General features: G+C 53.9%; 20 protein-coding genes. 18 read left to right on the forward strand and 2 right to left on the reverse strand.

The features are described from left to right. Positions 1 to 45: 45 nt before the first annotated feature. From AC2FID_RS00315 to AC2FID_RS00340, 6 genes are all read left to right on the forward strand, one after another. The gene (locus AC2FID_RS00315; protein ID WP_282168692.1) at positions 46 to 663 is read left to right on the forward strand and encodes a GNAT family N-acetyltransferase; all 618 of its coding nucleotides are present in this window, start codon (positions 46 to 48) and stop codon (positions 661 to 663) included. A 270-nt stretch (positions 664 to 933) separates the two neighbouring features. After that, positions 934 to 2,664: a sensor histidine kinase gene (locus AC2FID_RS00320; protein WP_496834871.1), complete on the forward strand. Its 1,731-nt coding sequence runs from the start codon at positions 934 to 936 to the stop codon at positions 2,662 to 2,664. Beyond that, positions 2,661 to 4,001: a sigma-54-dependent transcriptional regulator gene (locus AC2FID_RS00325; protein WP_496760654.1), complete on the forward strand. Its 1,341-nt coding sequence runs from the start codon at positions 2,661 to 2,663 to the stop codon at positions 3,999 to 4,001. The genes AC2FID_RS00320 and AC2FID_RS00325 overlap by 4 nt, the downstream gene beginning before the upstream one ends. A gap of 125 nt (positions 4,002 to 4,126) precedes the next feature. Next, positions 4,127 to 5,137 (forward strand): TRAP transporter substrate-binding protein DctP, encoded by a 1,011-nt coding sequence (gene dctP, locus AC2FID_RS00330; protein ID WP_496699831.1) that lies wholly within the window; start codon positions 4,127 to 4,129, stop codon positions 5,135 to 5,137. 68 nt (positions 5,138 to 5,205) lie between these two features. Beyond that, on the forward strand, positions 5,206 to 5,838 hold the full coding sequence (locus tag AC2FID_RS00335) for a TRAP transporter small permease subunit (RefSeq protein WP_496834874.1): 633 nt from the start codon (positions 5,206 to 5,208) through the stop codon (positions 5,836 to 5,838). An 11-nt stretch (positions 5,839 to 5,849) separates the two neighbouring features. After that, positions 5,850 to 7,250, forward strand: a complete 1,401-nt coding sequence (locus tag AC2FID_RS00340; protein WP_282168687.1) for a TRAP transporter large permease — start codon at positions 5,850 to 5,852, stop codon at positions 7,248 to 7,250. A gap of 460 nt (positions 7,251 to 7,710) precedes the next feature. On the opposite strand, the gene AC2FID_RS00345 is transcribed toward AC2FID_RS00340, so the two are convergent. Then, positions 7,711 to 8,436 carry a TetR/AcrR family transcriptional regulator gene (locus tag AC2FID_RS00345; RefSeq protein ID WP_496834876.1) on the reverse strand — a complete coding sequence of 242 codons (726 nt, stop codon included), beginning with the start codon at positions 8,434 to 8,436 and terminating at the stop codon, positions 7,711 to 7,713. 394 nt (positions 8,437 to 8,830) lie between these two features. Between AC2FID_RS00345 and AC2FID_RS00350 the strand changes: the two genes are divergently transcribed. The 7 genes from AC2FID_RS00350 to AC2FID_RS00380 all read left to right on the forward strand — a co-directional run bounded on the left by AC2FID_RS00350 (position 8,831) and on the right by AC2FID_RS00380 (position 16,504). Beyond that, positions 8,831 to 9,328: a hypothetical protein gene (locus AC2FID_RS00350; RefSeq protein WP_496834878.1), complete on the forward strand. Its 498-nt coding sequence runs from the start codon at positions 8,831 to 8,833 to the stop codon at positions 9,326 to 9,328. 145 nt (positions 9,329 to 9,473) lie between these two features. Then, positions 9,474 to 9,977 carry an outer membrane protein gene (locus AC2FID_RS00355; RefSeq protein WP_282168684.1) on the forward strand — a complete coding sequence of 168 codons (504 nt, stop codon included), beginning with the start codon at positions 9,474 to 9,476 and terminating at the stop codon, positions 9,975 to 9,977. A gap of 386 nt (positions 9,978 to 10,363) precedes the next feature. Further along, the gene (locus AC2FID_RS00360; protein ID WP_496834880.1) at positions 10,364 to 11,467 is read left to right on the forward strand and encodes an alpha/beta fold hydrolase; all 1,104 of its coding nucleotides are present in this window, start codon (positions 10,364 to 10,366) and stop codon (positions 11,465 to 11,467) included. 82 nt (positions 11,468 to 11,549) lie between these two features. After that, positions 11,550 to 12,062, forward strand: a complete 513-nt coding sequence (locus AC2FID_RS00365; protein ID WP_496834881.1) for a DUF6653 family protein — start codon at positions 11,550 to 11,552, stop codon at positions 12,060 to 12,062. A 136-nt stretch (positions 12,063 to 12,198) separates the two neighbouring features. Further along, positions 12,199 to 12,531: an NIPSNAP family protein gene (locus tag AC2FID_RS00370; RefSeq protein ID WP_496834883.1), complete on the forward strand. Its 333-nt coding sequence runs from the start codon at positions 12,199 to 12,201 to the stop codon at positions 12,529 to 12,531. A gap of 409 nt (positions 12,532 to 12,940) precedes the next feature. After that, positions 12,941 to 13,807 carry an NAD(P)-dependent oxidoreductase gene (locus AC2FID_RS00375; RefSeq protein ID WP_496834885.1) on the forward strand — a complete coding sequence of 289 codons (867 nt, stop codon included), beginning with the start codon at positions 12,941 to 12,943 and terminating at the stop codon, positions 13,805 to 13,807. A gap of 324 nt (positions 13,808 to 14,131) precedes the next feature. Next, positions 14,132 to 16,504: an autotransporter family protein gene (locus AC2FID_RS00380; protein WP_496834887.1), complete on the forward strand. Its 2,373-nt coding sequence runs from the start codon at positions 14,132 to 14,134 to the stop codon at positions 16,502 to 16,504. A gap of 241 nt (positions 16,505 to 16,745) precedes the next feature. On the opposite strand, the gene AC2FID_RS00385 is transcribed toward AC2FID_RS00380, so the two are convergent. Beyond that, a complete protein-coding gene (locus tag AC2FID_RS00385; RefSeq protein ID WP_496835625.1) occupies positions 16,746 to 17,651 on the reverse strand; it encodes a LysR family transcriptional regulator in 906 nt (301 codons plus the stop codon). Positions 17,652 to 17,764: 113 nt separating this feature from the next. On the opposite strand from AC2FID_RS00385, the gene AC2FID_RS00390 reads away from it, so the two are divergent. The 5 genes from AC2FID_RS00390 (at position 17,765) to AC2FID_RS00410 (ending at position 21,924) form a co-directional block, all read left to right on the forward strand. Further along, positions 17,765 to 18,139, forward strand: coding sequence for a hypothetical protein (locus tag AC2FID_RS00390; RefSeq protein WP_496834889.1), 375 nt, complete (start codon positions 17,765 to 17,767; stop codon positions 18,137 to 18,139). A gap of 12 nt (positions 18,140 to 18,151) precedes the next feature. Further along, a complete protein-coding gene (locus AC2FID_RS00395) occupies positions 18,152 to 19,117 on the forward strand; it encodes a TIGR03571 family LLM class oxidoreductase (RefSeq protein ID WP_496834891.1) in 966 nt (321 codons plus the stop codon). A 12-nt stretch (positions 19,118 to 19,129) separates the two neighbouring features. Next, positions 19,130 to 19,918, forward strand: coding sequence for an SDR family NAD(P)-dependent oxidoreductase (locus tag AC2FID_RS00400; RefSeq protein WP_496834806.1), 789 nt, complete (start codon positions 19,130 to 19,132; stop codon positions 19,916 to 19,918). A 92-nt stretch (positions 19,919 to 20,010) separates the two neighbouring features. Continuing rightward, entirely contained in the window at positions 20,011 to 20,856 is an 846-nt protein-coding gene (locus tag AC2FID_RS00405; protein WP_472724441.1) for an enoyl-CoA hydratase/isomerase family protein, read from the forward strand. 81 nt (positions 20,857 to 20,937) lie between these two features. Further along, complete coding sequence (locus AC2FID_RS00410) at positions 20,938 to 21,924, forward strand: zinc-dependent alcohol dehydrogenase family protein (RefSeq protein WP_496834893.1); 987 nt, start codon at positions 20,938 to 20,940, stop codon at positions 21,922 to 21,924. Positions 21,925 to 22,148: the final 224 nt, after the last annotated feature.

Here is a 22,148-nt window from a genome sequence, read left to right on the forward strand (position 1 = left end):
GCAGGACAAAAATTGCTCATTTGACAACATGTATTTGCGACCCACATGCTGAAACGTGAAAATCGAGGTGGAACGACCAAAGGTAATTTCATGTTTAGATCATCAACCCGACGTGAAGCAGAAAGTTTGTTAAGCGGACTTGCTCTTGGATTTTCTGCCGACCCATTCATGCGTTGGCTGTATCCTGAACCTGCCGATTTCCTTACCCACTTCCCGCGAGTAATGGACTTCTTTGGCGGGCGTGCATTTGAAAAGGGTAGCGCGTTTCAAAACGATGATTTCACTGCTGGCGCACTTTGGCTTCCGCCAAGCATTCACCCTGACGAAGAACGGCTTGTCGCCTGTTTTGAGCAGACGGTCTCACCAGAAAAGCATGATGCGTTGTTCGAAACCTTCGGGCAGATGGACAATTATCATCCCGATGAAGACTGCTGGCATTTAGCTTTTATTGCGGTCGATCCAATTCGCCAAGGAAAAGGGTTGGGGTCCGCGTTGCTTGAATGCTGCCTTAAACGTTGTGACGAAGATGGAAGACCTGCTTACTTGGAGTCGACAAACCCTACAAATCTATCGCTGTATAGGCGCTATGGTTTCCAAGAGATGGGTCTAATAAAAGCCGACCAAGCCCCACCCCTGTTTCCGATGTTTCGAGCCGCCCAATAGAGAGAGATCAAACGGCTGCATTGTCTGCGATCTGTGAGTTTGACAGGCTTCCTATCTCGCCGCTGCAACGAATGGCGGCAAAGAGGGCTGCGACCGCAGCAATTCGGTTGGCTACTGGATGTTGGCTGTGGCCCGGAACGTTAACTTAACTTGCCATAAAGACCCTGACAGCCTTATTGGGCCTGAAAACTCACACTTAGGATTAGAAGTCCCGGGATGGACGGCCAAAAAATGCTGTGATCCTATGCTGACGCAGTTTATGAGCAATTAATGCGGTCAACTTCGCTTATTGTCATCTTTTTAGCGGCCATTGCAGCGAGCATTGGCCTTAATCTGGTGTCATACCAATACTTCCTTTCGGAGGAGCTTTCGAAAGCGCAGGGCCGACTTTCTCTCTATCAAAGTTCGGTTAACAGCGAACTCGAACGGTTTTCCCACTTCACATATGTGCTTTCACAAGACTCCTATGTCATTGGAACGGCCGAAGGTGACGGCACGGGAATATTAAACCGACGGCTCGAAGATTTTGCGGCGCGGGCGGGACTGGATGCGATCTACCTGATGGACGAGGACGGGATCACGATTTCCGCATCGAACTACCGCGACACTGAGAGCTTTGTTGGGCAGAACTACGCATTCCGCCCGTATTTCCAAACTGCCATTTCCGGTGAACAAGGCCGCTTCTATGCCATTGGGGCAACGACTGGCTTGCCGGGCTACTTCATTTCCAACGCGGTGCTTGACGATCACGGAGCTTCAACTGGAGTCATAGCTATCAAGATCGACTTCTCGGACCTTCAGGACAGTTGGAAAAATTCGGGCGAACAGGTTTTGTTGGCCAATGAGGACGGTGTTGTTCTTCTGTCCTCTAACTCTGATTGGCAATACCGCGTGCTGACGCCATTGTCGGAACAGCAACAAGAACGGATTCAAAACGCAAGACAATTTCCGGGGCAAGACTTAGATCCATTGGATTGGGCTGAGTTGCCGGGGGATCGGGCCAGAATTGCGGGGACGAAGCGGTTGCATCTTGCAGCAGCAAACTTACCGCATGGGTGGTCGCTTCACTATTTCGCAAGCGATGATCGGGCCGTCGCGCGAAGCTGGCTTGTGACCGCGCTTTTTGTCCTTTTGGCAGGGCTCGCATTCACTTTTTTTCAGGTACAACGTGCACGACGTGTAAGCGCGGCCTTGGCGCGGTCTGAACAAGAGGAATCGATGTTGCGCGAAGCGAATGAACGGCTCGCGATCGAAGTCGAAGACCGCAAGTCAGCCGAACGGCGCCTCAAACGCACCCAAGGCGAATTGGAGCGTGCAAGTAGACTGGCGGCCCTTGGACAACTCTCGGCGTCAGTAACACATGAACTGGGCCAACCAATCGCCGCCATGCGCAATCATTTGGTTGCGGCAGAGATCGGATCTCCGGTTGAAACCAAGCTATCGCGAAAAATCGGAAGCTTGGTTGACAGGATGGAAGGGATTACACGCCAATTGCGGTTCTTCGCGCGCTCAGAGAGCGAGGCTTTCGCCGACGTAAACCTGTGCGCTTCAGTTAATGCCGCGTTGGCTCTGGTTGCGCCAAACATCGAGCAGTGTAAGGCAAAAATCTCAGTTGATGCGCCGACCGGTCCGGTTTTTATCCGGGGCAGTGCACTGCGGATCGAACAAGTCATCACTAATCTTTTGCGCAATGCCATAGATGCTACGGATGAAGCGGATGCGCCTGAAATCCATATCGCTGTCACGGCTTCTGATGATGAGGTCGTGTTGGAAATTCAGGACAACGGTCACGGGTTGGGCGAGGCAACGCTGGCTGAGTTGCAAGAGCCATTTGTAACCACAAGAGAGAGCGGGAAAGGCATGGGTTTGGGACTGGCCATTTCCACCAGCATTGTCAAAGATCACGATGGCAAGATGGCGGCCCGAAATCGTGATGGCGGTGGAACAGTTTTTCGTGTCACCTTCCCGATGGCCTCGATGACTGAAGAAATGAACGAATGACCCAGCAGCAACCTTTCAAAGTTCTGGTCGTTGATGATGACAAATCGATGCGACAATCGCTTGTCGAGTTGCTCGAAGCCGCCGGCTGGACTGTTAGCGCCCTGTCGCGCGCGACCCACGTGACGGAACATCTGGCCAACGCCTCGCCCGATGTCATTTTGTCTGATGTGCGTATGCCCGGCATGTCGGGCCTTGAATTGCTGGCCAGCCTGGATAGGCATGTGGCGCCTCCAGTAGTTTTAATTTCGGCACATGGTGACATCCCGATGGCGGTTCAGGCCATACAGGACGGGGCGTATGGGTTTATCGAAAAGCCATATGAACCAAGGCGATTGCTTACGGTGCTGAGACACGCGGCTGAACAAAACCGAATGCGAAAAAGCAATGCCCGTCTCAAAGACCGGCTGTTCAAACTGTCAGGCCTTGACCGCATCCTGCTGGGACAAACAGACGCCATTACAGACTTGCGACAAGATGTACTTGATCTTGCTGATACTTCGGTTGCGGTTTTGTTGCAGGGGGATACCGGCACCGGGAAAGAGCTGGTTGCCCACGCTTTACATGATTTGGGCCGCTCGCCGGAAGCACCGTTTCTTGCGCTGAACTGCGCCGCGTTATCGGCCGATACGTTTGAAGCGGAAATGTTCGGCGTCGCAGGTGAATCTGACGGAAGGCTTGTGGCAGCATCGGGCGGTACCTTGTTTCTGGATGAAATCTGCTCGTGCCCACCAGCGGCGCAGGCCAAGCTACTAAGGGTCATCGAAGATCAGCAGGTGCTGCCGGTGGGGGCTGTGTCGCCGGTGCCAGTAAGTTTCAGGGTCGTGTCAGCAACCAACGAAGACGTTGTACTGGCAGCCGAGGAAGGCCGCCTGCGTCAGGACCTTTTGTTTCGATTGAATACTGTTGTCCTGTCTTTACCTCCACTACGTCAAAGACGGGATGATCTGGTTCTGTTGGCGACACATTTCTTGAACGAATTTGCGCAGGTTTATGAGATAGACGCGCCAGAACTCGATCAGGACGATTTGGCCGCTCTGCTTGCACATGATTGGCCTGGCAATGTGCGTGAATTGCGCCATGTCTGCGAACGGCGCATTTTGGCGGCCCGAAGGGGAGGGGGGTCAGTGGCACAGGCTATACACAGCGATCAGCACCTCGACGAAGTGCCGGATACGCTGCGCGAAGCGGTTGCTGCTTTTGAACGTGAACTCGTCGGCAAAGCCATCAAGGCGCATAAAGGCCGAATGGATGCCGCCGCCGAAGCGCTTGGGATCGGCCGCCGGACACTCAACGAAAAGATCGTCAAACTTGGTCTCGATAAAGAGGCGCTGTTGTAGGAGAAATCACTCTGCGGATATCCGCAGGGCCTCCGAAACTTCGCGCGCATTTTCCTTCATAGGCAGGCTGCTGCGCATCCTGAATACTCTGCCCAAACACATTGCGTGATCTGGGAGGAGCCATTATGCGCAAACACCTTAACCGGGCGGCCATCGCCGCCCTGTCGCTGACCGTTGCATCCGAAGCACTAGCTGTCGAATGGAACGTTTCCTTGTGGGGCAAGCGTCGTGCCTTTACCGAACACGTCGAGAAACTCGCCGAACTGGTGAACGAAAAGACGGGCGGCGAGTTCACGCTCAACATCAGCTATGGCGGCTTGTCGAAGAACAAAGAAAATCTCGATGGGATTTCGATTGGTGCGTTTGAAATGGCCCAGTTCTGCGCTGGCTACCACCGCGACAAGAACCCCTCGATCACCGTTCTGGAACTGCCGTTTCTGGGCGTGACATCGCTGGAACAGGAAATTGACCTGTCGAGGGCTGTCTATCAACACCCGGCAGTTGTCGAGGATTTGGCACGCTGGGACGCGACTCTGCTGATGCCGTCGCCGCTACCGCAGTACAACCTTGTTGGCGTCGGTGACGCGCCGAAATCCTTAACCGATTTCGAAGGTCTGAGTGTGCGCGCCACCGGCGGCATCGGTAAAGCGATGGAGACGGTTGGAGCAGTTCCGACCTCGATGTCTGCGTCCGAAGTGCGTCAGGCCATGGATAGCGGCATCGTCAAAGCTGTCAGCTTTGCACCACACGCACATATGTCCTTCGGCACCATTGAAAATGGCACGTGGTGGACGACGAACCTCAACCCCGGCACCGTCAACTGCCCAGTCGTGGTGAACACGCTGGCGCTGGAAGACTTATCTGACGAACACCGCGAAGCTCTGCTGGGATCGGTGGAGGAGGCATTGGATCACTATGTGAGCCACTACCAGACCAAAACGATGGAAGCGTGGGGTCCTGAGCTGGATCAACGCGGCATCGAACGGGTCACTTTCAGCGATGAAGAAGTCGCGGCGTTTAAAGAAGCCGCTGCCGCCCCCGCGGCCGAGGCCTGGATTGCAGAAAACACCGAGCGTGGCCTGCCAGCACAAGAGCTTTATGACCTTGTGACTGGGAAGATCGCAAACGGCAGCTAATCCACTCACAACCCGGCGTCGGCCAAGCTGGCGTCGGGTGCCCTTTCCCCTGACAGCGGAGTACAACGATGGCCGGGTCATCCCAGGTGCTGTCTGACGACAGCCGTCTCAGCATTCTCGATCAACATCTCTACAAACTGGAGAGCTTTCTGGCCTTGATCAGCGGTCTTGCAGTTTTCTCGCTGATGGTCATGGCCGTAGTCTCCGTTGGTGGTCGGAATTTCGCCAATGCGCCACTTCCTGGTTACGTGGACTGGATCGAGCAGGCCATGCCGTTAATCGCTTTCATGGGAATTTCCTATGCGCAGCGTGATGGCGGTCATATCCGAATGGACATGGTTGTTGGAGCGCTTAGAGGCCGGACGCTCTATATCGTTGAGTTCATCACGACAGCTGTCATTCTGGCGCTGATCGTCTTGCTGATCTGGGGGAGCTGGGCGCATTTCGCACGTAGCTTTGACTTTGGTGCGCCACTCTGGAGCCGCGACAGCTCTATCGACATAGGTATCCCGTTGTGGCCCGCAAAGCTGTTGGCCCCCGTCGCCTTTAGCGTGCTTTGCCTAAGGCTTGCCGTACAGCTCTGGGCCTATGGGCGCGCGATCCGGCATCCCGATCAAGCACCTATTGCCGTCCCACTAATAGCCGATGCAGCCACTCAAGCTGCAATGGAAGCCGAGCACGTCTCGGGCCACGACAACTGAGGTTAAATCTGATGGAACCCATTGATATTGGCCTGATCGTCTCGGGCGGTATGCTTGTTCTTGTGGTGCTGGGGATGCGCGTGGCCTTTGCCGCCGCGACAGCAGGCATGGTTGGTCTGATCTGGATCTTCTGGGCCAAGTTTGGGTATGATCCGGCGCGGTTCGGCAAGGCAGTGACTGTGGCTGTCAAAACAGCGGGGCAGGTGCCGCACTCCAAGATTTCAAGCCAAGCGTTGAGCCTTATCCCGACTTTCATCCTGATTGGCTACCTCGCCTATTACGCGGGCCTGACCAAAGCACTGTTCGAAGCCGCAAAGCGTTGGCTGGCATGGGTCCCCGGTGGGCTGGCGGTTTCGACCGTTTTCGCAACCGCTGGGTTTGCGGCGGTATCCGGGGCCTCGGTCGCCACATCCGCTGTGTTCGCCCGTATCGCCATCCCCGAGATGCTGAGGATCGGCTACGACAAGCGTTTTGCTGCAGGTGTCGTCGCTGCAGGCGGTACGCTTGCCTCGCTCATTCCGCCTTCGGCCATTCTGGTCATCTACGCGATTATCGTCGAGCAGGACGTGGGCAAACTGCTGTTGGCGGGATTCATCCCGGGCATGTTCTCGGCTGTGATCTATGGCTTGCTGATCATTGGCATGGCTGTTGTGATCAAAGACTTTGGTCCCGCAGTCTCAGGCTTTACATGGAAAGAGCGTTTCATGTCTCTTCCGCCCGCACTGCCTATCTTGTTTGTCGTCGTTACCATCATCTTCTTTGTCTACAACCCATTCGGAGGCGATGCTTGGGGCACGCCAACCGAGGGTGGCGCAATCGGTGCCTTCGTTGTCTTTCTGATGGCGCTATATCAGGGCATGCGCTGGTCCGAACTTAAAGACGCGTTGCTGGAGACGGCCAAGCTAAGCGTCATGATCTTTACCATCATCTGGGGCGTGTTAGTTTACGTCCGGTTCTTGGGTTTTGCTGAGCTGCCCATCGCGTTCTCCGACTGGATCGTCTCGCTCGAGATGTCGCCAATGCTGATCCTGATCTGCATCCTTCTGGCTTATGCCGTTCTGGGCATGTTCATGGATGCGATCGGAATGTTGTTGCTGACATTGCCGGTTGTTTATCCCGCTGTCATGGCTCTGAACGGTGGCGAGGCCGTAAGTGCGGCCGACAGTACCTTCGGGATGTCCGGCCCGATGTGTGCAATCTGGTTCGGTATTCTGGTCGTAAAAATGGCGGAGTTCTGTCTAATTACGCCACCGATCGGATTGAACTGCTTTGTCGTCGCCGGCGTGCGCGATGACCTAAGCGTCCAAGATGTTTTCAAAGGGGTAACACCCTTCTTTCTGGCGGATGCAGCGACGATCGCAATGCTCGTTGCCTTCCCGGCGATCGTTCTTTGGCTGCCTGGACAGGTTTGAACGTTATGGGAATTGCTACAGGTCGAAACACGTTTGTTTTTGAATCTAATGAACGTTCGAACATCATGACATAAGATAAAAATCTCGCGAGACTTTTCAAATACGGCGACTGAGTCGCATGCGGACAGTCAATTTGAGTCGCCCTTTGGCTTTCGGAGTTTTGATCCGACGAAGCATGAATTGTCTGCGAATTTGAAAATGCAGATATTGGGCTAACGCGCAGCGAGGTTTCGACTTGTTGTGCATTGAGTAAGTTTGGCCAGCCTCAAGTTTTTCTCCCGCAGCGAACGGCAGGTTCGACGGGGCGCAGCGCAGCGACGATGTGATCAGTTGAAAGGCAACAATTGGCTGTCCCCACGTCAGTTTTTGTGGGGCAGGGGGCTTTGCCGCAACGGCACCGAAGTCAGCATCGAGCCCTTTTTACTGAATGCTGCATGAGGTAATCGCTGACTAGACCAGATTAGTTTGCCGACGGAGGAGTTGCAGGCACAGTTTCCATGGTAGCTTCCACCGCTTCTGGCCAGCCGAAATCCGTTGTCCCATCCGGCAATCCCAAAATGCGGTCGAGCGTGAGAAACTGCATGTCGATTGCCGCCTGCAATTTCTCTGCGGCTTGATCGGCTGTGTCAGATCCCCGTACTTCAATCGCGCGCAACAGGGCGAGATCAATGAAGTTGCTTAGGAACAAAATGAGTTCTGCGGCGGTATCGACATCCGCAACGGTAAACGTGCCCTCATCACAGCCTTTCTGAATAATCCTGATCAGGACGGGCATGGCGCCAGTTCTGACCCTGCGCTTGAAGTGTTCAAGCAGAACTATGTTTTTGTCCTGATTCATGACCCGGAAAAATTCGACCTGACCTGGGTAGTCATGTTCGCGTAAGTAGTTAGCCCGCAGGTGGGTAAAGCTGTGCAACAGGTCAAGCGCAGAGGACATCTCATCAGAAGCAACAACAGCCATTTGCGAAGTTACACCCTCTGCCATTCCGTCCAATACACCGAACAACAACTCGTCTTTAGATTTGAAGTGATGATAAAATCCGCCCTTCGAGACGCTCGCCATATCCAGCACATCTTGTATGGTGGTATCCTCGAAGCCTTTGGAAAAGAACAACATCTGCGCGCATCCCAGCAGCTGAGCACGCCGTTCTTCGGGCGGCATGTTCTTTCGCGTCGTAGATTTCATACACTTTCCCCTTGCAAACCGACCGGCGGTCTGTAAATACAGACCCGTGGTCGGTTTGTACCTCGACTCGCCTGGCAGAGCAATGCAATTCGCCTGCCAACCCTAGTTTAACGATGCGTTTACGCAGCCTAATTCCGCAAGCGATAGTGCTTTGTGGACCCGGTTGAGTTGCGCTCACTATGCAGGATTGAATGCCATGATTGTTCTTGTCTGCGGGAATGTTTCACCACCCGAGTTGCGTCGAATGTCTCGCCTGACGGGTACTCGCGAATTGCTCGGGTTTCTGATCACAAATTGCCTGAAGCAGTGTGTGGCACTACGAGTGATAACCCCGACAAGCTCGAAGCAGAAGCCCCCAAAGCAACGCACAATTCAATCAGGATATGGAAAGGCTATGAAAAAACGCCACAAACCACGGGGTCCGGAGAACCCGGCATCTTTTGAAGTAAGTCGAAGTCGAAGGTTTTCTATACGACGCATTGCCAACTCAGTTCAGTTTGTACGTTCAGCGTTCGTCGCGCTCATCTGTGGTGCCGCTCTGAGCGGATGTGCCGCCAACATGGCGGCGACAGGCAGAGATGGCCCTGATCTGAGCGTCGTTAGCCAGGAGGTCACCCGGTTCAATGTTGAACGCCAGTTGGGCTCACCCGATGAATTGCAGCAACAAGCCAATGGAGACTGGGTGGCCGTCTATGATGTTGAGCCCAGGACAAAACCGAACCTTGCGCGAGCAGCAGGTCATGGAACATTGGATCTTTTTACCTTCGGGCTTTGGGAAGTTGTGGGTGGCCCGCTAGAGGTGGCACACGCGCGTCGGGTACTGGTCACTGCCCGATATGACCAATCAGGGAAACTGCTTCAAATGACCAGTAAACCCAAACCCATCTTCTAATCAAAGTTTTGGACCACGGCTGGACGGAAACCGGAAAGCGGTAATTCCAATACCCCCACTAACGGAAAATCACTCCCGCTGGCGCATCACGTATGGCCAGCGTTCAGATGGCCTTTCCACACAACCAAAAGAACGGACCTTTAAAATGAAGACTATCACGATGATTGCGCTTGCTGCCATGATGCCGACTTTGTCCTTGGCAAATGAAAGCTGGACCGGCTTCAACGCCGGTTTGCAGCTATCCACAATCGATGTCTCCGAGGGCAACAACGACAACGGAAATGCGGCCCTCGGTCTCCATGCTGGTTATCTTCACGATTTTGACGGTTACATAATTGGTGGTGAACTTACTTATGACGCAGGTGCTGAGGTTGAGTCCGGAGGGAAAGCCGAAAAAGTCGATACTGTACGCCTGAAGTTCAAAGGCGGGCATGTAATTGGCCGGACATACCTTTATGGCGTGATTGGTTACGCGAACATCGATGGCGGATCCACGAGCGAAGACGGCTATTCTGCTGGCTTTGGCGTGGCCTATCGTGCGACGGACAGGGTTCTGGTTGGTCTTGAATACCTACGAGACACATATGACACGCCGGGTGATGATATCACGGCTGAATCTGTCGCGCTTCGGGTGTCCTACAAGTTCTAGCTGTAGCCATTCGAGATTTCGAAAATGGCGGGGACTTCAAACGGTTCCCCACTATTTTACCACCTTCAAATTTCGACGAGGCGCCAGGTGACTAAAGTATCGACTCTAAAGAATGAACGGCTACACCTAGGACCAATTAAAGTGAAAGCTTGGCTCGGCTATCTTTCTTTTATGGTCTCGAAACGCCCAGCGTTTATGGGCGGTCCTGTTTCCCCGCGTTTGCCCAAACATGGGGAGCTGGCATTCCTGTCTAATCACATGCGTCGCGATGTTGGCCTCCCAGAATATCACGAGCGCGAGCCCAATCTCTACCTGAGGTATTGAGATCAGGTCGCAACGGAATTCGAGACGCCACCGCAATGCAATAATCCAATGGACAGCGAGCAATGTACTCATTCAAACTTCGACGCCTTCTCTTACTACTGACATTTTGTGTTGCCATCGTTGCTGGATGGTCTTTTGCCCAGGATCGTCAAGAAGTTACCGTGACGCGCAGCGGTGAAGATGTTGCAGCCAAAAAGTGTTTCGGAAGTTTCGTTTCACAGGAAGTAGTTGTTCTTGGCGGAATTGAACAAGCGATACTTATTCGCACTTGTGATTTGTCCCAACCGGTGCTGCTTTTTTTGCACGGAGGTCCGGGTGGTGCCGTGATGCCCTGGGTCGAATTGTTTCACACGCCCTTGCTGGAAGAGAGCTTTGTCGTTGTCCATTGGGATCAACGCGGAGCCGGAAGTTCATTCAACGAAGATCTCACGATAGAAGGCATCGCGCCATCCAAGTTGGTGGCGGATACACTTCAACTTACCAACCTCTTACGCGACCGCTTTGGGCAAGAAAAAATATTCCTGACCGGTCATTCCTGGGGCAGCGCGCTAGGTTTCATGACTATCGCAGAAAATAGTTCACCCTATCACGCATTCATCCCAACGTCAGAGCGTGTCGCGTGGGTAAGCAGTATGAACATGGGCTTTGAGTGGGCATTGGATCAGGCAGAAGTTCGCGGCGATGCTGAAACTCAGCGGAAACTCAAGGCGATTGAGCCGTTCGATGCACTTGATGAGGCAGATCTCACCGTTCAGCGTGAAGTTTTAGCAGACTACGGAGCCGGAGACTTTCATACCGAAGGGCTATGGGATCGCTATCTCTCCTATGTGCTAGAAGGGCGGAGCCCCTACTACACGGACGCACAGGTTAAGAACTATCTCCGCGGTCTTGAGCTATCGAGCACAGCAATTGAACAGCCCGAGATCGTTGGTGCATACGACCTCGTCACCTCGCACCCGGTCCTAGATCTACCGGTCCACTTCATAACTGGAGCAGAAGACCAGAACACCCCGGCAGATCTGGCACATGAGTATTACAAACACCTCAAGGCTCCAGCGAAGAGTTTTACCCGTATCGATGGCGCCGCCCATATGGTGATGTACGACCAACCCATTGCCTGGGCTGAAGCCCTGGTTCAAATAAGAAACCAGACGCCTACCAACTGACGAGCGGTACGGCGCGTCGTCATACAGTTCAATCAATCCTACCCCTCCCATTTTCGGAGAGGTGGATCAAGGAGTTGCAAAGATGGACATAGCTCGATTTTCCGAACGCCTGATGGGCATGAAGGACGAGGTTTGGCTGCGGCATGCGAACCCTTGGTCCGTCTGGACCCGTGTGTTGACACCCCTGCCGCTTATGGGCTTGGCAATCTGGAGCAGAGCATGGATTGATTTTTGGGCATGGCTTGCGGTCGGCGTCGTTCTTGTCTGGATATGGACCAACCCACGCGTTTTTTCGCGGCCGGAGACTTTCGACAGTTGGTCCGCGCAGGGTGTTCTTGGCGAGCGTGTCTGGCTGCGGCACCGCGATAAGGTTGCGGCTCATCATAAACGCGCCGCAAATGCAGTTGCCTTCGCCAGTGGTATGGGTCTGGTGCCTTTTGCATACGGCCTTTGGGCGTTCGATCTGGGGTTCACTTGCCTCGGCATAGTTGTGATCTCAGGTGGCAAGATGTGGTTTGTGGACCGCATGGCCTGGGTTTGGAGCGACTTCGTGCGCGACGGTGGAACTCTAGATGATCTGACAGTTGGAAGTTGAGCTATGGCACCACACTTCCATCAATCGGAATGTTCTGAGCTTCTTGCATCATTCAAGGGTACGTTGGGTGGCACGGCGAGGATCAGCCTCAACAGGCTTCACCCAAGAGAATATTCTAAACAATCAGGTTACACACATGATTATCGAAGTTCGCCGCTACACACTAAAACCCGGACGTCGCGAGGAGTTTATCGAGTTCTTTGAACAAGAGAACCGTGTTGCATTGCGAGACGCCGGGATGCTGGTCTTTGGCCCCCTGCGAGATCTGGACAATCCGGACAAAGTCCACTGGATGCGGGCATTCTCGTCGCTCGAGGAACGAGACAGGGTCAAAGATAGTTTCTACAAGGGACCCGTATGGAACAAGCACATCGAGCCCTTGGTAATGTCCTTAATCGCCCACTTCGAGGCGGATGTAACCGAAACAACAAACGGGTTTGAGAATTTCGGCGGTGGCGTATCCCTTTAAATTCCGGGGCCCACAATCCGAAGGGCTGGCAGAAGAGAACAAGACACGTTCCACAGCACCGATTGTAGCCACTGGCGGGTGCGCAGTGGGTGGCGATGATCCAAAACAGACCTTGATCGGACGGCAAACTAGCGACGCCAATACCCACCCAATTAACCGGAAGCGAAAAAGGCATTAGATCTCGAAAGTAAAGAGGGCTGCGACCGCAGCTTCTCGGCTGGCTGCTGGATGTCTGCTGTGGGCCGCCCTCGTGATCAGCTATTGGCGGGGCAGGGGGCTTTGCTGCAAGGGCACCGAGGTCAGCAGCGAGCTCAAAACGGAAAATTAGATTCCCCGGCTCTTCTCAGTCATCCGTGATATCGTTTTCAGGCTTGCGGTTGGTAAGCGGGGCACAATGGTGGAATAGGGAATGACAAGCGACATTACAGTTGTTGGACTGGGTGCAATGGGAACTGCTCTGGCAACCGCGCTCTTGGACGCCGGGCGTAATGTTACCGTCTGGAACCGCACGCAAGACAAAATAGAGCCCTTGGTGGAGCGGGGTGCGCGGGGTGCCGATGAATTGGATGAGGCCATTTCGGCAAGCCCTAGGACATTGATCTGCCTTCTCAACTACTCAACCACAAACGCTCTTTTTGATACTCCTCCAGTCTCAAAGGCTGCCGTCGGTAGCGACATTATTCAGCTTGGCACTTCGTCGCCGCAAGAATCTGAGGACAGTAAAAAGCAATTTAACAATTGGGGCGCAGGTTACCTTGACGGCACGATCATGTGTTGGCCAGGCGACATCGGAACGTCAACCGGCCGGATAGCGGTCGCAGGAGACGAAATCGCATTTTCTGATAGCAAAGCAGACCTTGACGTACTCGCCGGCGATTTACGCTACTTGGGTTCCAACGTCCGCTCGGCAGCGACATTGGAGCTTGCGTTTCTTTCGCGACTCCTTGGCATAATTTTTGGAAGTATACACGGATCGCTTGTCTGCGAAGCCGAGGGGTTACCTGTGTCTGAGTTCACGTCCATCCTTCCGCCTGGTGACAGGGCTATTCCTCTAACCGAAGCAATCCATGCAGGCTCTTTCGACGAGATTTCTGGCGGCGGCGCATCAGTTGATGTGGCAGCAGAGGCGGTCACCGGTTTGTACGATCACGCTGTTTCCATGGGTATCAACACTGAACTACCGACTGTAATGCGCAATTGGGTCAAACGTGCGCAGGACGCTGGCTTTGGAAAACAGGAAACAGCAGCAATTATCAAAGCGCTTCGTAAAAATTGAGGCGCCAATTGTCCGCTGCGTCCGCAGACTGTGAGTTACCGTTCTACAGGATTTCGCACGCGCGACGAACGGCAGCTATGCGGGTTGCGACTGCAGCATCGAGACAAGCCGATGGATGTCGGCTAAGGGCTGTTACCACGCGTTCCAACAAACTGACTTATCGGCAGCATTGTCCCGCCCGGCAGTCGTTCATGTCGCCTGCAGCAAACGTCTGCTTTGAGCCCAAAGCAGTCAATCGTTCGACTTTTCCAAAATATTTAAAAAAAGTGCACTGCATATCAAAAACGGGTGTAGCCTCACTTGTGTAGTTAGGGGAGAACGCTAATGCAAACAAAGGACCCGGCAAATTCAGCAAGGTACGCTCAGCGCTTAATTGTCTCTAGTTCCACGTTGGGTGCCTTGGCTTATTTGCTATTGCCGGGCGATGCCTGGGCCCAAAGTTCGCAATCTTGCGTCGAAGTTGGTGCTCCCCGTGACGAATACACTGCTGGAACAGAGACTATTCTTAGCGGGCAGACGATATCTTCTACTGTGAAAACCTGCCTGCCAATTCCAAACGGACCCATCACGGCGCTTCTGATTGGTAATTCTTCCATAACGCCTTCTGGGGAAATTGAGCTTTATGTCCCGGGGCAGAGTCAAAATCCAGACAGAGCATCGGTACTGACTTTGTTGAACGTCGATGTAGCGGCTGGGAGCGGCGACTTTGTTTCACGGGAGGCCTTGACGACGCAAATCAACGGCACACTACGAGTCAATATTGTAGGGACTTCGATTGGATCAGGACGATCCATGACATTTGCACCTGCAAACGGTGGCGATGTTGATCCTACAGAGGTTTACTTCCAGTCAGATACTCCATTGACCTACGATGATTTGACAGTCACTAACGCGACAGAAATCGCTTTTGGTGTGCTCAATATTCAGACAAGAGTTGCTGAAGCGTCTGATTTTACTCTGACCAACAGTTCGATGTCGGCCACTAGCGATATGGTGATAGGTGGCGGCACAACGCTACGACTCGATGCATCCAGCAGTCTGACCACGGTCGATTTTGATAACTTTGGTACTCTGGCCGGCAACGGCACCGTGAACGCATTCAATTTCAACGTGAGAAATGGCGCTGTTCTTTCACCGGGCTCCTCGATTGGGACGTTGAATATTAATAGTGCAATTTCCTTCGATGCAGGGTCGACGATTTTGTCGGAAGTCGACCCCACAGCGGCACAAAATGCGGATCTGGTTTCGTCAACAGACGCAGTCACTGGTATCAACAAAGCTACCATACAAGTCGAAGCTGCTCGGCCCGGCCTGACTGCGCAAGACTACGCTGCCGGCAACAATTATACTGTTTTTCGAGCTTCAAGTTTTGATGGAGACTCACCGACGCTCGTTGCAGGTGGATCTCTGCCAGCTTTGTCTAACCTTACGATAGCCAATACGCCCACGGCAGATGGTCAGGTCGACATTGCATTCACTGCACAACCGGTCTCAAGCTTACCGCAGAACCCGGCAGTTACCAGTTCGCCAAATGCCAGCAACCTCGCTGGAGCGGTTGCTAATACCACAAACACATCACCGGGGACGGGGCTCAGTAGCGGTTCAACAATTGGTGCCGCTGTCAATACGCTCACCAATTCAGGTCTGGCTGGGTTTAATCGTGTGCATGCGGAACCCTATTCCTCCAACCTGACTATTGGGCTTGAGCAACTAGACCTGATAACCAACACGGTTTTGAGCCATGCTGACTGCCGCAAATATCAAGCAGTTGGTTTCAACAATCAAAACAGACCCGTTGCATCAGGTGGCATCGACACGGTCCACAGCCCTAGTGACGCAATCGACTGCTCTGATCGGCGCTGGTGGATCGACACGGCCTATGTGAGCGGGGACGTTGATGGAAGTAACGGCCTCGGGACATTCGACTATTCGCTCGGCACTATTTTGGTCGGTGCGGATGTCTTCAGTTCGGAAAGAGGGGTCGTTGGCGTGTACGCAGGATTCGGGACGTCCTCCATGGATGAGCACGATCAAGTTGATCAGGACTTTTCGACCGACAGCTATCACGCGGGCGTCTACGGGCGTACAACGACCGGAACGTGGGAGTTCTCCGGGCTAATCGGTTACATGTTCGGTGAAACTGACGCCAAGCGGAATAACCCATCTGTAGATGGGTTTACGGGAGGCGAGGCAAAGTCGGATTTGGACCAAGAAGGCATTCACGCCGGTATCCAGGCACGGAAGCTGTTTAATCTGGACAGTGGCGCAAGAGTTTCCACGGTTTTCGGACTAAACTACGGGCGCATCCAACAAGGCTCTGGAACAGAAACCGGAGGCGGCGATTTCAACTATTCAATTGAAAAAGCGGATGCAGAGTCTTTGGTCGCCTCGATTGGCGTCGACTATCAACGGGACTTCTTGAGTGACAATGGTGTGCTAACCCCAATTGCCTTTGCTCGCTACGAGTACGACTTTTTTGCCAACAAGGATAGTGAGCATGAAGTCACGGTTACAAGCCCGATATTTGGGACATTTACGCAGGTCGGGCAAAACCGAGGAGCCAACGGCTTCGTTCTCGGGTTGGGGCTAGGGTATCAAATATCCGAGCAAGCCAGACTAACAGCAGGATACGGCTATTCGGTACGTTCAAATGGTCAAGAACATGGTTTGGGGGCAAATCTTAGTGTTCGATTCTGATTTCGTGACACAGTTGTTTCTTTTTTGACATCATACACGTTGACCACAGTTGTTGCGGCAATCATCGATGAGCCCTGTGGACGTCAGCTTCGTCCGCAACGTGGACATTCAAACAAGTTGCAGCGTACGGCTGCTGTGTGGACAAACCAGGCTTTCGCGATTGGACAAAGCATGTCCGCTTAGCGCCAGTCTCCGACCTTGGCGTCAGGATGTCTGAAAGCGCACTTGACCTACTTTGCACTCATGTTTCCCAAGGAGGCTTTGTGCCAATCTCAGCGACCAGAAAGTCCATGAACACCCGAACTTTGGGGGACAGCACGTTGGACTTGGGATAGATCAACCACAAGACATTGTCTTCGCTGGCCTCAAAGCTTGGGAGAACCCGTATCAATCGGCCTGATTTTAGTTGATCGTGCACGCTCCATAGAGCGTTCAAGGAAATACCGGCTCCGGCTAATGTGGCGTGAACCTGGCATTGACCGTCATCGATAATCAATTGACCTTTGGCTGATGCGGGATCGAAAATGGCGTTCTCGCCTGCCGGTCCTGTCAGTGGTCGCGGTTGTCGGTTTTGGAAAGCGATCAGATGGTGGTTTGTCAAATCGGCTGGTGTATCGAGAACGCCGTGCGTGTCGAGGTAGTGCGGCGCGGCACAAAGAATACGCTGGTCATCAGCCAGTTTGCGACCCTTAAGGCTGCTGTCGACAAGTGGCGCGTTCCTGAGTGCTAGATCATAGCTTCCTTCGATCAGGTCGAACTGCACATCCGACAGGCGCAGATCGAGCTTGAGATCGGGGTGCTGTTCAAGGAACTTCGGCAGGATTGGCGCAATGTAGAGCTGTGCAAAACTGCTTGGCGCAGCGAAGCGCAACGTGCCCTTGATGGTTGTTTTTTGCTTGCCCAGAGCCGCAAGTGCGGCCTCTTCCTGCGCGATGATTTCTCGGGCGAAAGGCAGGAAATCGGCACCTTCAACTGACAGCGACACTTTGCGTGTAGTGCGATGCAGCAATTCGGAACCCAAGCTCTGCTCCAACTTGGCGAGCTTTGCGCTTGAGACGGCCGGGGCCATTCCAAGTGCGCGCCCCGCCGCGCTGATGTTCAACATTTCTGCCGCTCTTACAAATAATCGCAGCGCGTCTATATCAATTCCCATTATGTGGCAAACCCGAATTATCAATCCGTGAATAGGTAGTTTATATGCAATTGGATTGACGTTAAATCCCTCTCATCGATGCAATGAAGCATGGGAAGGAGGCGCAAATGGCGTGGACAGCCACAGTCAACTACCACGTTCACAAACCCTATCGGCAAGCATTTGAGCTAGATGAAGGCGGGACTGCTGGTAATCTGGTGTCCCCCGAACTGACCTCCGCGGTTGTTGCACTGGAAGATACCCGCGCGACTACCAACACAGTTGCATTTGCCTCTGATGCCGTTGAATTCATATCGCTAGAAACGCAGGCTCGGGATTTTGCCGGAGAGGCTTGGAAACCGGTATACGATGCTGAGCTGACAGCGACGTTGTCGGACAGGTTGGGCGTGCGCGAGGTTGTAGTTTTTGATCACACTGGTCGGACGGATGACTCCCATGCAACGCGCAAAAGCATCGAGAGCCGTACTTTGGTGCTCTACTAAAGGAACCCAGAGATGTTGGATAAAGTGCAGCCTACTGAGTTTGCCCAGATCAACGTGGCCTACAACCGGGTGTTCCGTCCCGGACGACTGAGCGTTGGCCTTGTGTTGCCTCTCGAAGCCTATGCCGTCGACGCAGAGCCGACGCTACGGGGACACCTGAAAGCGGCTCAGAAAGCCGAGGAACTTGGGTTTGCAGCACTTTGGCTGCGCGACGTACCTTTCAATGTTCCAAGCTTTGGTGATCCCGGACAAGTTTACGATCCATTTGTCTATCTGGGGGCTCTGGCAACAGTGACAGACCGGATTGCGCTTGGAACGTCGAGTGTCATCCTGCCATTGCGTCACCCTGCGCATGTGGCCAATGCAGCGGCGACCGCAGATATGCTCTCGAGTGGTCGGTTACTGTTGGGCGTTGCTTCAGGTGACCGCCCCGAGGAGTACCCGGCGATGAACCACAGCTTTGACGACCGAGGGGCACGTTTCCGCGACAGCATTGACTACATTCGCGCGGTTGGAACGGCCTATCTCAAGTATGATAGCGCTCAGGGCACGCTGTCTGGCGGTATTGACCTATTGCCAAAGCCGCATGGCACACGACTGCCGATGCTCATCACCGGTGGTAGCCAGCAATCACCCGATTGGGTAGCGCAGAACGGGGACGGTTGGATGACCTATCCTCGCAACGCGGTGGCTCAGGGCCAAGTCATCGCAGACTACCGACGACGCGTTAGGGAAGCGGGCCAACTGGACAAGCCCGTCATGCAATCGCTTTATGTCGATGTCGTTGCCGACCCCGCTGCGCCTCCGCGTCCGATCCATCTTGGGTTTCAGTCTGGCACCGATTTCCTTCGCAGCTATCTGCGCGAGGTTGAAACGCTCGGGGTCAATCACGTCGCCCTGAACCTTCGGTTCAATCAAGCATCTATCGTTTCAACCCTCGAACACCTGGCAGACACTTTGCTGTCTGACTTTTCCTAAAGGATCAGACCGATGACCAAAACTATTCTCATCACAGGCTCGACCGACGGCATTGGCTTGCTCACAGCAAAGAAGCTGGCCGCCGATGGGCACAAAGTGCTTTTGCATGGTCGCAGTGTACCCAAATTGGAGAGCGCAGCTGCCGCTGTCGGAGGCGATGTCGAAACCTATGCCGCTGATCTGAGCGATCTGTCTGCGGTTCGAAAACTGGCCGAAAGCATACGGGCCGAACATGACAGGTTGGATGTATTGATCAACAACGCAGGTGTGCTGAAAGCCCCGCAAACCGTGCTTGAGAATGGGCAGGATATCCGCTTTGTGGTGAACACGCTCGCACCATACCTTTTGACCGAATTGCTACTGCCGATCATTCCCACCGACGGGCGGGTCGTGAATCTGTCATCGGCAGCACAGGCCCCGGTGAACATCAAGGCCATGCAAGGCAATGTTCCGCTGGCGGATATGGAAGCCTATGCTCAAAGCAAGCTGGCTATCACCATCTGGACCCGGGAATGGGCGAGATCGCAAACCGAGGCACCGGTTATGGTCGCTGTAAATCCCGGATCACTATTGGCCTCAAAAATGGTGAAAGAGGGCTTCGGCGTTGCCGGGAACGACATGAGCATAGGTGCTGATGTTCTTGTTGATGCGGCGTTGGGTGAGCAGTTCGCTGGTGCGTCGGGTGCATATTTCGACAATGATAGTGGAGCCTTCGCAAATCCGCATGCTGCGGCGCTGGACAAAGGTCACGTTGCAGACGTCATGAACACAATTAGAGGCTTGATCAGCCAGACTGCCTGACCAACGCGGCGCGAAAGCGCCTCGTACTTCCACCATTAACTCTCCCCTGACCCTCGCGCATGCCGCGTCGAGGCCCAAGAAAGGACTGCCTGATGAAATACGAGAACTTTCAAACCTTTGACGTAGCCGTTGAGAACGGAATCGCTACAGTGACATTCAACTTTGGCTCCGTGAATGTGCAGGGCCAGGAAATGCTGGCAGATCTCAACAGTCTGGCCATGCGGCTGGAGCGTGATCGCGATACCAAGGTCGTAATCTTTCAATCTGCCAATCCGGAAATCTGGGTCTGCCACTACGACACCGACCTGCTCAAGGACATGTCGACTGAGGCAGTATCCCGCGAGGATGCGCAGCTTTTGGATCTGCAATCCATCTGCGAGCGGATCAGTAAGGTGCCGCAGGCAACTATCGCAAAGCTGGAAGGGTTTACACGTGGTGGTGGGCACGAATTGGCGTTGGCCCTCGACATGCGCTTTGCAGCGCGGGGAAAGTATAAGTTCATGCAGATGGAAGTTGGCATGGGTATCCTGCCCTGCGGCGGCGGCGCCTCGCGCATGGCGCGTCAGACCGGCCTTGGAAAAGCGCTTGAGATCATCCTGAGCGCGCAAGACTACGACGCGGATGATGCAGAGCGTTTGGGCACCATCAACAAGGCTCTGGAGCCGGATGAAATCGGCCCGTATGTGACCGCACTTGCCGAACGGATCGCACAGTTCCCCGCAGAGTCGATCAATGCCTGCAAACAGATGGTTTATGAATCCATCGACAAACCGATTGATGAGGCGCTGAAGGCCGAAGCCTATTGGCTCTATCAGGCCACCAGCAAAACTCCGGCGGTCAAACGGTTCACCATCGCAGATGAACAAGGTCTGGAACACGACATCGAAAACCAGCGCAAGTGGGGCGATCTGGTGATGCAGGTGCAGGACATCAACTGATCACACCCCAACACAAAAAACTCATCAGGCGGGCGTCGTTGCAACGTCGGCCTGAAACTCCGTCACAAAAGGAACATCTCAATGAAAGCAATGGTTCTAAACTCCTTCGGACCCAATGCCCCGTTCGAGCTTGCTGAAATGCCCGACCCGGTCGCAACTTATGGACATGTGGTCGTCAAAGTGGCCGCAACCAGCGTCAACACCGTCGACACAATGATCCGAAGCTTGGGCGGGGACCTGCCTCTGTCCCCCCAATTGCCCGCCGTGCTGGGTATGGATTTTGCTGGCACGGTCGTCGCTATTGGCGACGGAGTGACAGGTTTTGCCATCGGTGATGAGGTTTACGGCTGTGCGGGTGGTTTGATGGACCTCCCGGGCTCTCTGGCGGAGTACATTAACGCAGATGCTCGTCTGATAGCACGCAAACCCAAGACGCTACGTATGCGGGAAGCCGCCGCGCTGCCTCTCGTCGGAATCACCGCCTACGAAGGGCTGACCCGTGCTGGTGTTGGAGAAGGGCAGAACGTGCTGGTACAGGGCGGTGCCGGTGGCGTTGGTCATATTGCCATCCAAATCGCCCGCCACCTTGGTGCCAAAGTGTCCGCAACTGGTCGCGGCGCGGATCAGATGGCCCTGATCGAAGAGCTGGGCGCGCGTCCTGTGGATTTCACAAAGCAAAAGGTCGAGGACTATGTGGCAGAGCACGCCGAAGGCGTGGGCTTCGATGCGGTATTTGATAGCGTTGGCGGGCCGAACATGACGAACTCGTTCGAAGCCGCCAGGCTCAATGGCCATGTCGCCTCAACGGTCGCGATGGTCGAGATTGATTTGACGCCTGCGCATTTCAAAGGTCTGTCTCTGCACGTCGTTTTCATGCTGATCCCAATGATGCACGATGTCGGGCGGCAAACCCATGGAGACATCTTGCGGTCGTTGGCGGATCTGGTGGATTCTGGCAGGCTCAAGCCAATTGTCGACGAACAGAAGTTTGGGTGGGGCAATGTCGATGCCGCCTATGCGCATCTAACGCATGGAGGTGCGGTCGGAAAAGTCGTTGTGGAACTATGATCTGATCCGGTTGGGGTTGGTGCGTGTATGATGACCTTGCGCACCAACTCAGTTTGAGCTGCAATTGATGTCGCCTTTCAGTGCTTAGCTGACTTCAGTGCAAACTCCAGCATAGGTTACTTTGGGCCCGTTGCTGAAGTTCAATGCACCCTGTAACAGCGACCGATAGGCAGTCCAAAGCGGTCTTTGATTTCGAATTCCCAAAGTTGAATTCAGGCCGTACG

This window comes from Ruegeria sp. CDSC068 (assembly GCF_059610545.1).

Bases quoted from the DNA above. Each gene is read 5' to 3' on its own strand.
- AC2FID_RS00365 (WP_496834881.1), top strand. From the start codon at position 11,550: ATGGACATAGCTCGATTTTCCGAACGCCTGATGGGCATGAAGGACGAG.
- AC2FID_RS00395 (WP_496834891.1), top strand. From the start codon at position 18,152: ATGTTGGATAAAGTGCAGCCTACTGAGTTTGCCCAGATCAACGTGGCC.
- AC2FID_RS00400 (WP_496834806.1), top strand. From the start codon at position 19,130: ATGACCAAAACTATTCTCATCACAGGCTCGACCGACGGCATTGGCTTG.
- AC2FID_RS00350 (WP_496834878.1), top strand. From the start codon at position 8,831: ATGAAAAAACGCCACAAACCACGGGGTCCGGAGAACCCGGCATCTTTT.
- AC2FID_RS00375 (WP_496834885.1), top strand. From the start codon at position 12,941: ATGACAAGCGACATTACAGTTGTTGGACTGGGTGCAATGGGAACTGCT.
- AC2FID_RS00380 (WP_496834887.1), top strand. From the start codon at position 14,132: ATGCAAACAAAGGACCCGGCAAATTCAGCAAGGTACGCTCAGCGCTTA.
- AC2FID_RS00340 (WP_282168687.1), top strand. From the start codon at position 5,850: ATGGAACCCATTGATATTGGCCTGATCGTCTCGGGCGGTATGCTTGTT.
- AC2FID_RS00405 (WP_472724441.1), top strand. From the start codon at position 20,011: ATGAAATACGAGAACTTTCAAACCTTTGACGTAGCCGTTGAGAACGGA.
- dctP (WP_496699831.1), top strand. From the start codon at position 4,127: ATGCGCAAACACCTTAACCGGGCGGCCATCGCCGCCCTGTCGCTGACC.
- AC2FID_RS00410 (WP_496834893.1), top strand. From the start codon at position 20,938: ATGAAAGCAATGGTTCTAAACTCCTTCGGACCCAATGCCCCGTTCGAG.
- AC2FID_RS00320 (WP_496834871.1), top strand. From the start codon at position 934: ATGCGGTCAACTTCGCTTATTGTCATCTTTTTAGCGGCCATTGCAGCG.
- AC2FID_RS00355 (WP_282168684.1), top strand. From the start codon at position 9,474: ATGAAGACTATCACGATGATTGCGCTTGCTGCCATGATGCCGACTTTG.
- AC2FID_RS00335 (WP_496834874.1), top strand. From the start codon at position 5,206: ATGGCCGGGTCATCCCAGGTGCTGTCTGACGACAGCCGTCTCAGCATT.
- AC2FID_RS00345 (WP_496834876.1), bottom strand. From the start codon at position 8,436: ATGAAATCTACGACGCGAAAGAACATGCCGCCCGAAGAACGGCGTGCT.
- AC2FID_RS00315 (WP_282168692.1), top strand. From the start codon at position 46: ATGCTGAAACGTGAAAATCGAGGTGGAACGACCAAAGGTAATTTCATG.
- AC2FID_RS00390 (WP_496834889.1), top strand. From the start codon at position 17,765: ATGGCGTGGACAGCCACAGTCAACTACCACGTTCACAAACCCTATCGG.
- AC2FID_RS00360 (WP_496834880.1), top strand. From the start codon at position 10,364: ATGTACTCATTCAAACTTCGACGCCTTCTCTTACTACTGACATTTTGT.
- AC2FID_RS00370 (WP_496834883.1), top strand. From the start codon at position 12,199: ATGATTATCGAAGTTCGCCGCTACACACTAAAACCCGGACGTCGCGAG.
- AC2FID_RS00325 (WP_496760654.1), top strand. From the start codon at position 2,661: ATGACCCAGCAGCAACCTTTCAAAGTTCTGGTCGTTGATGATGACAAA.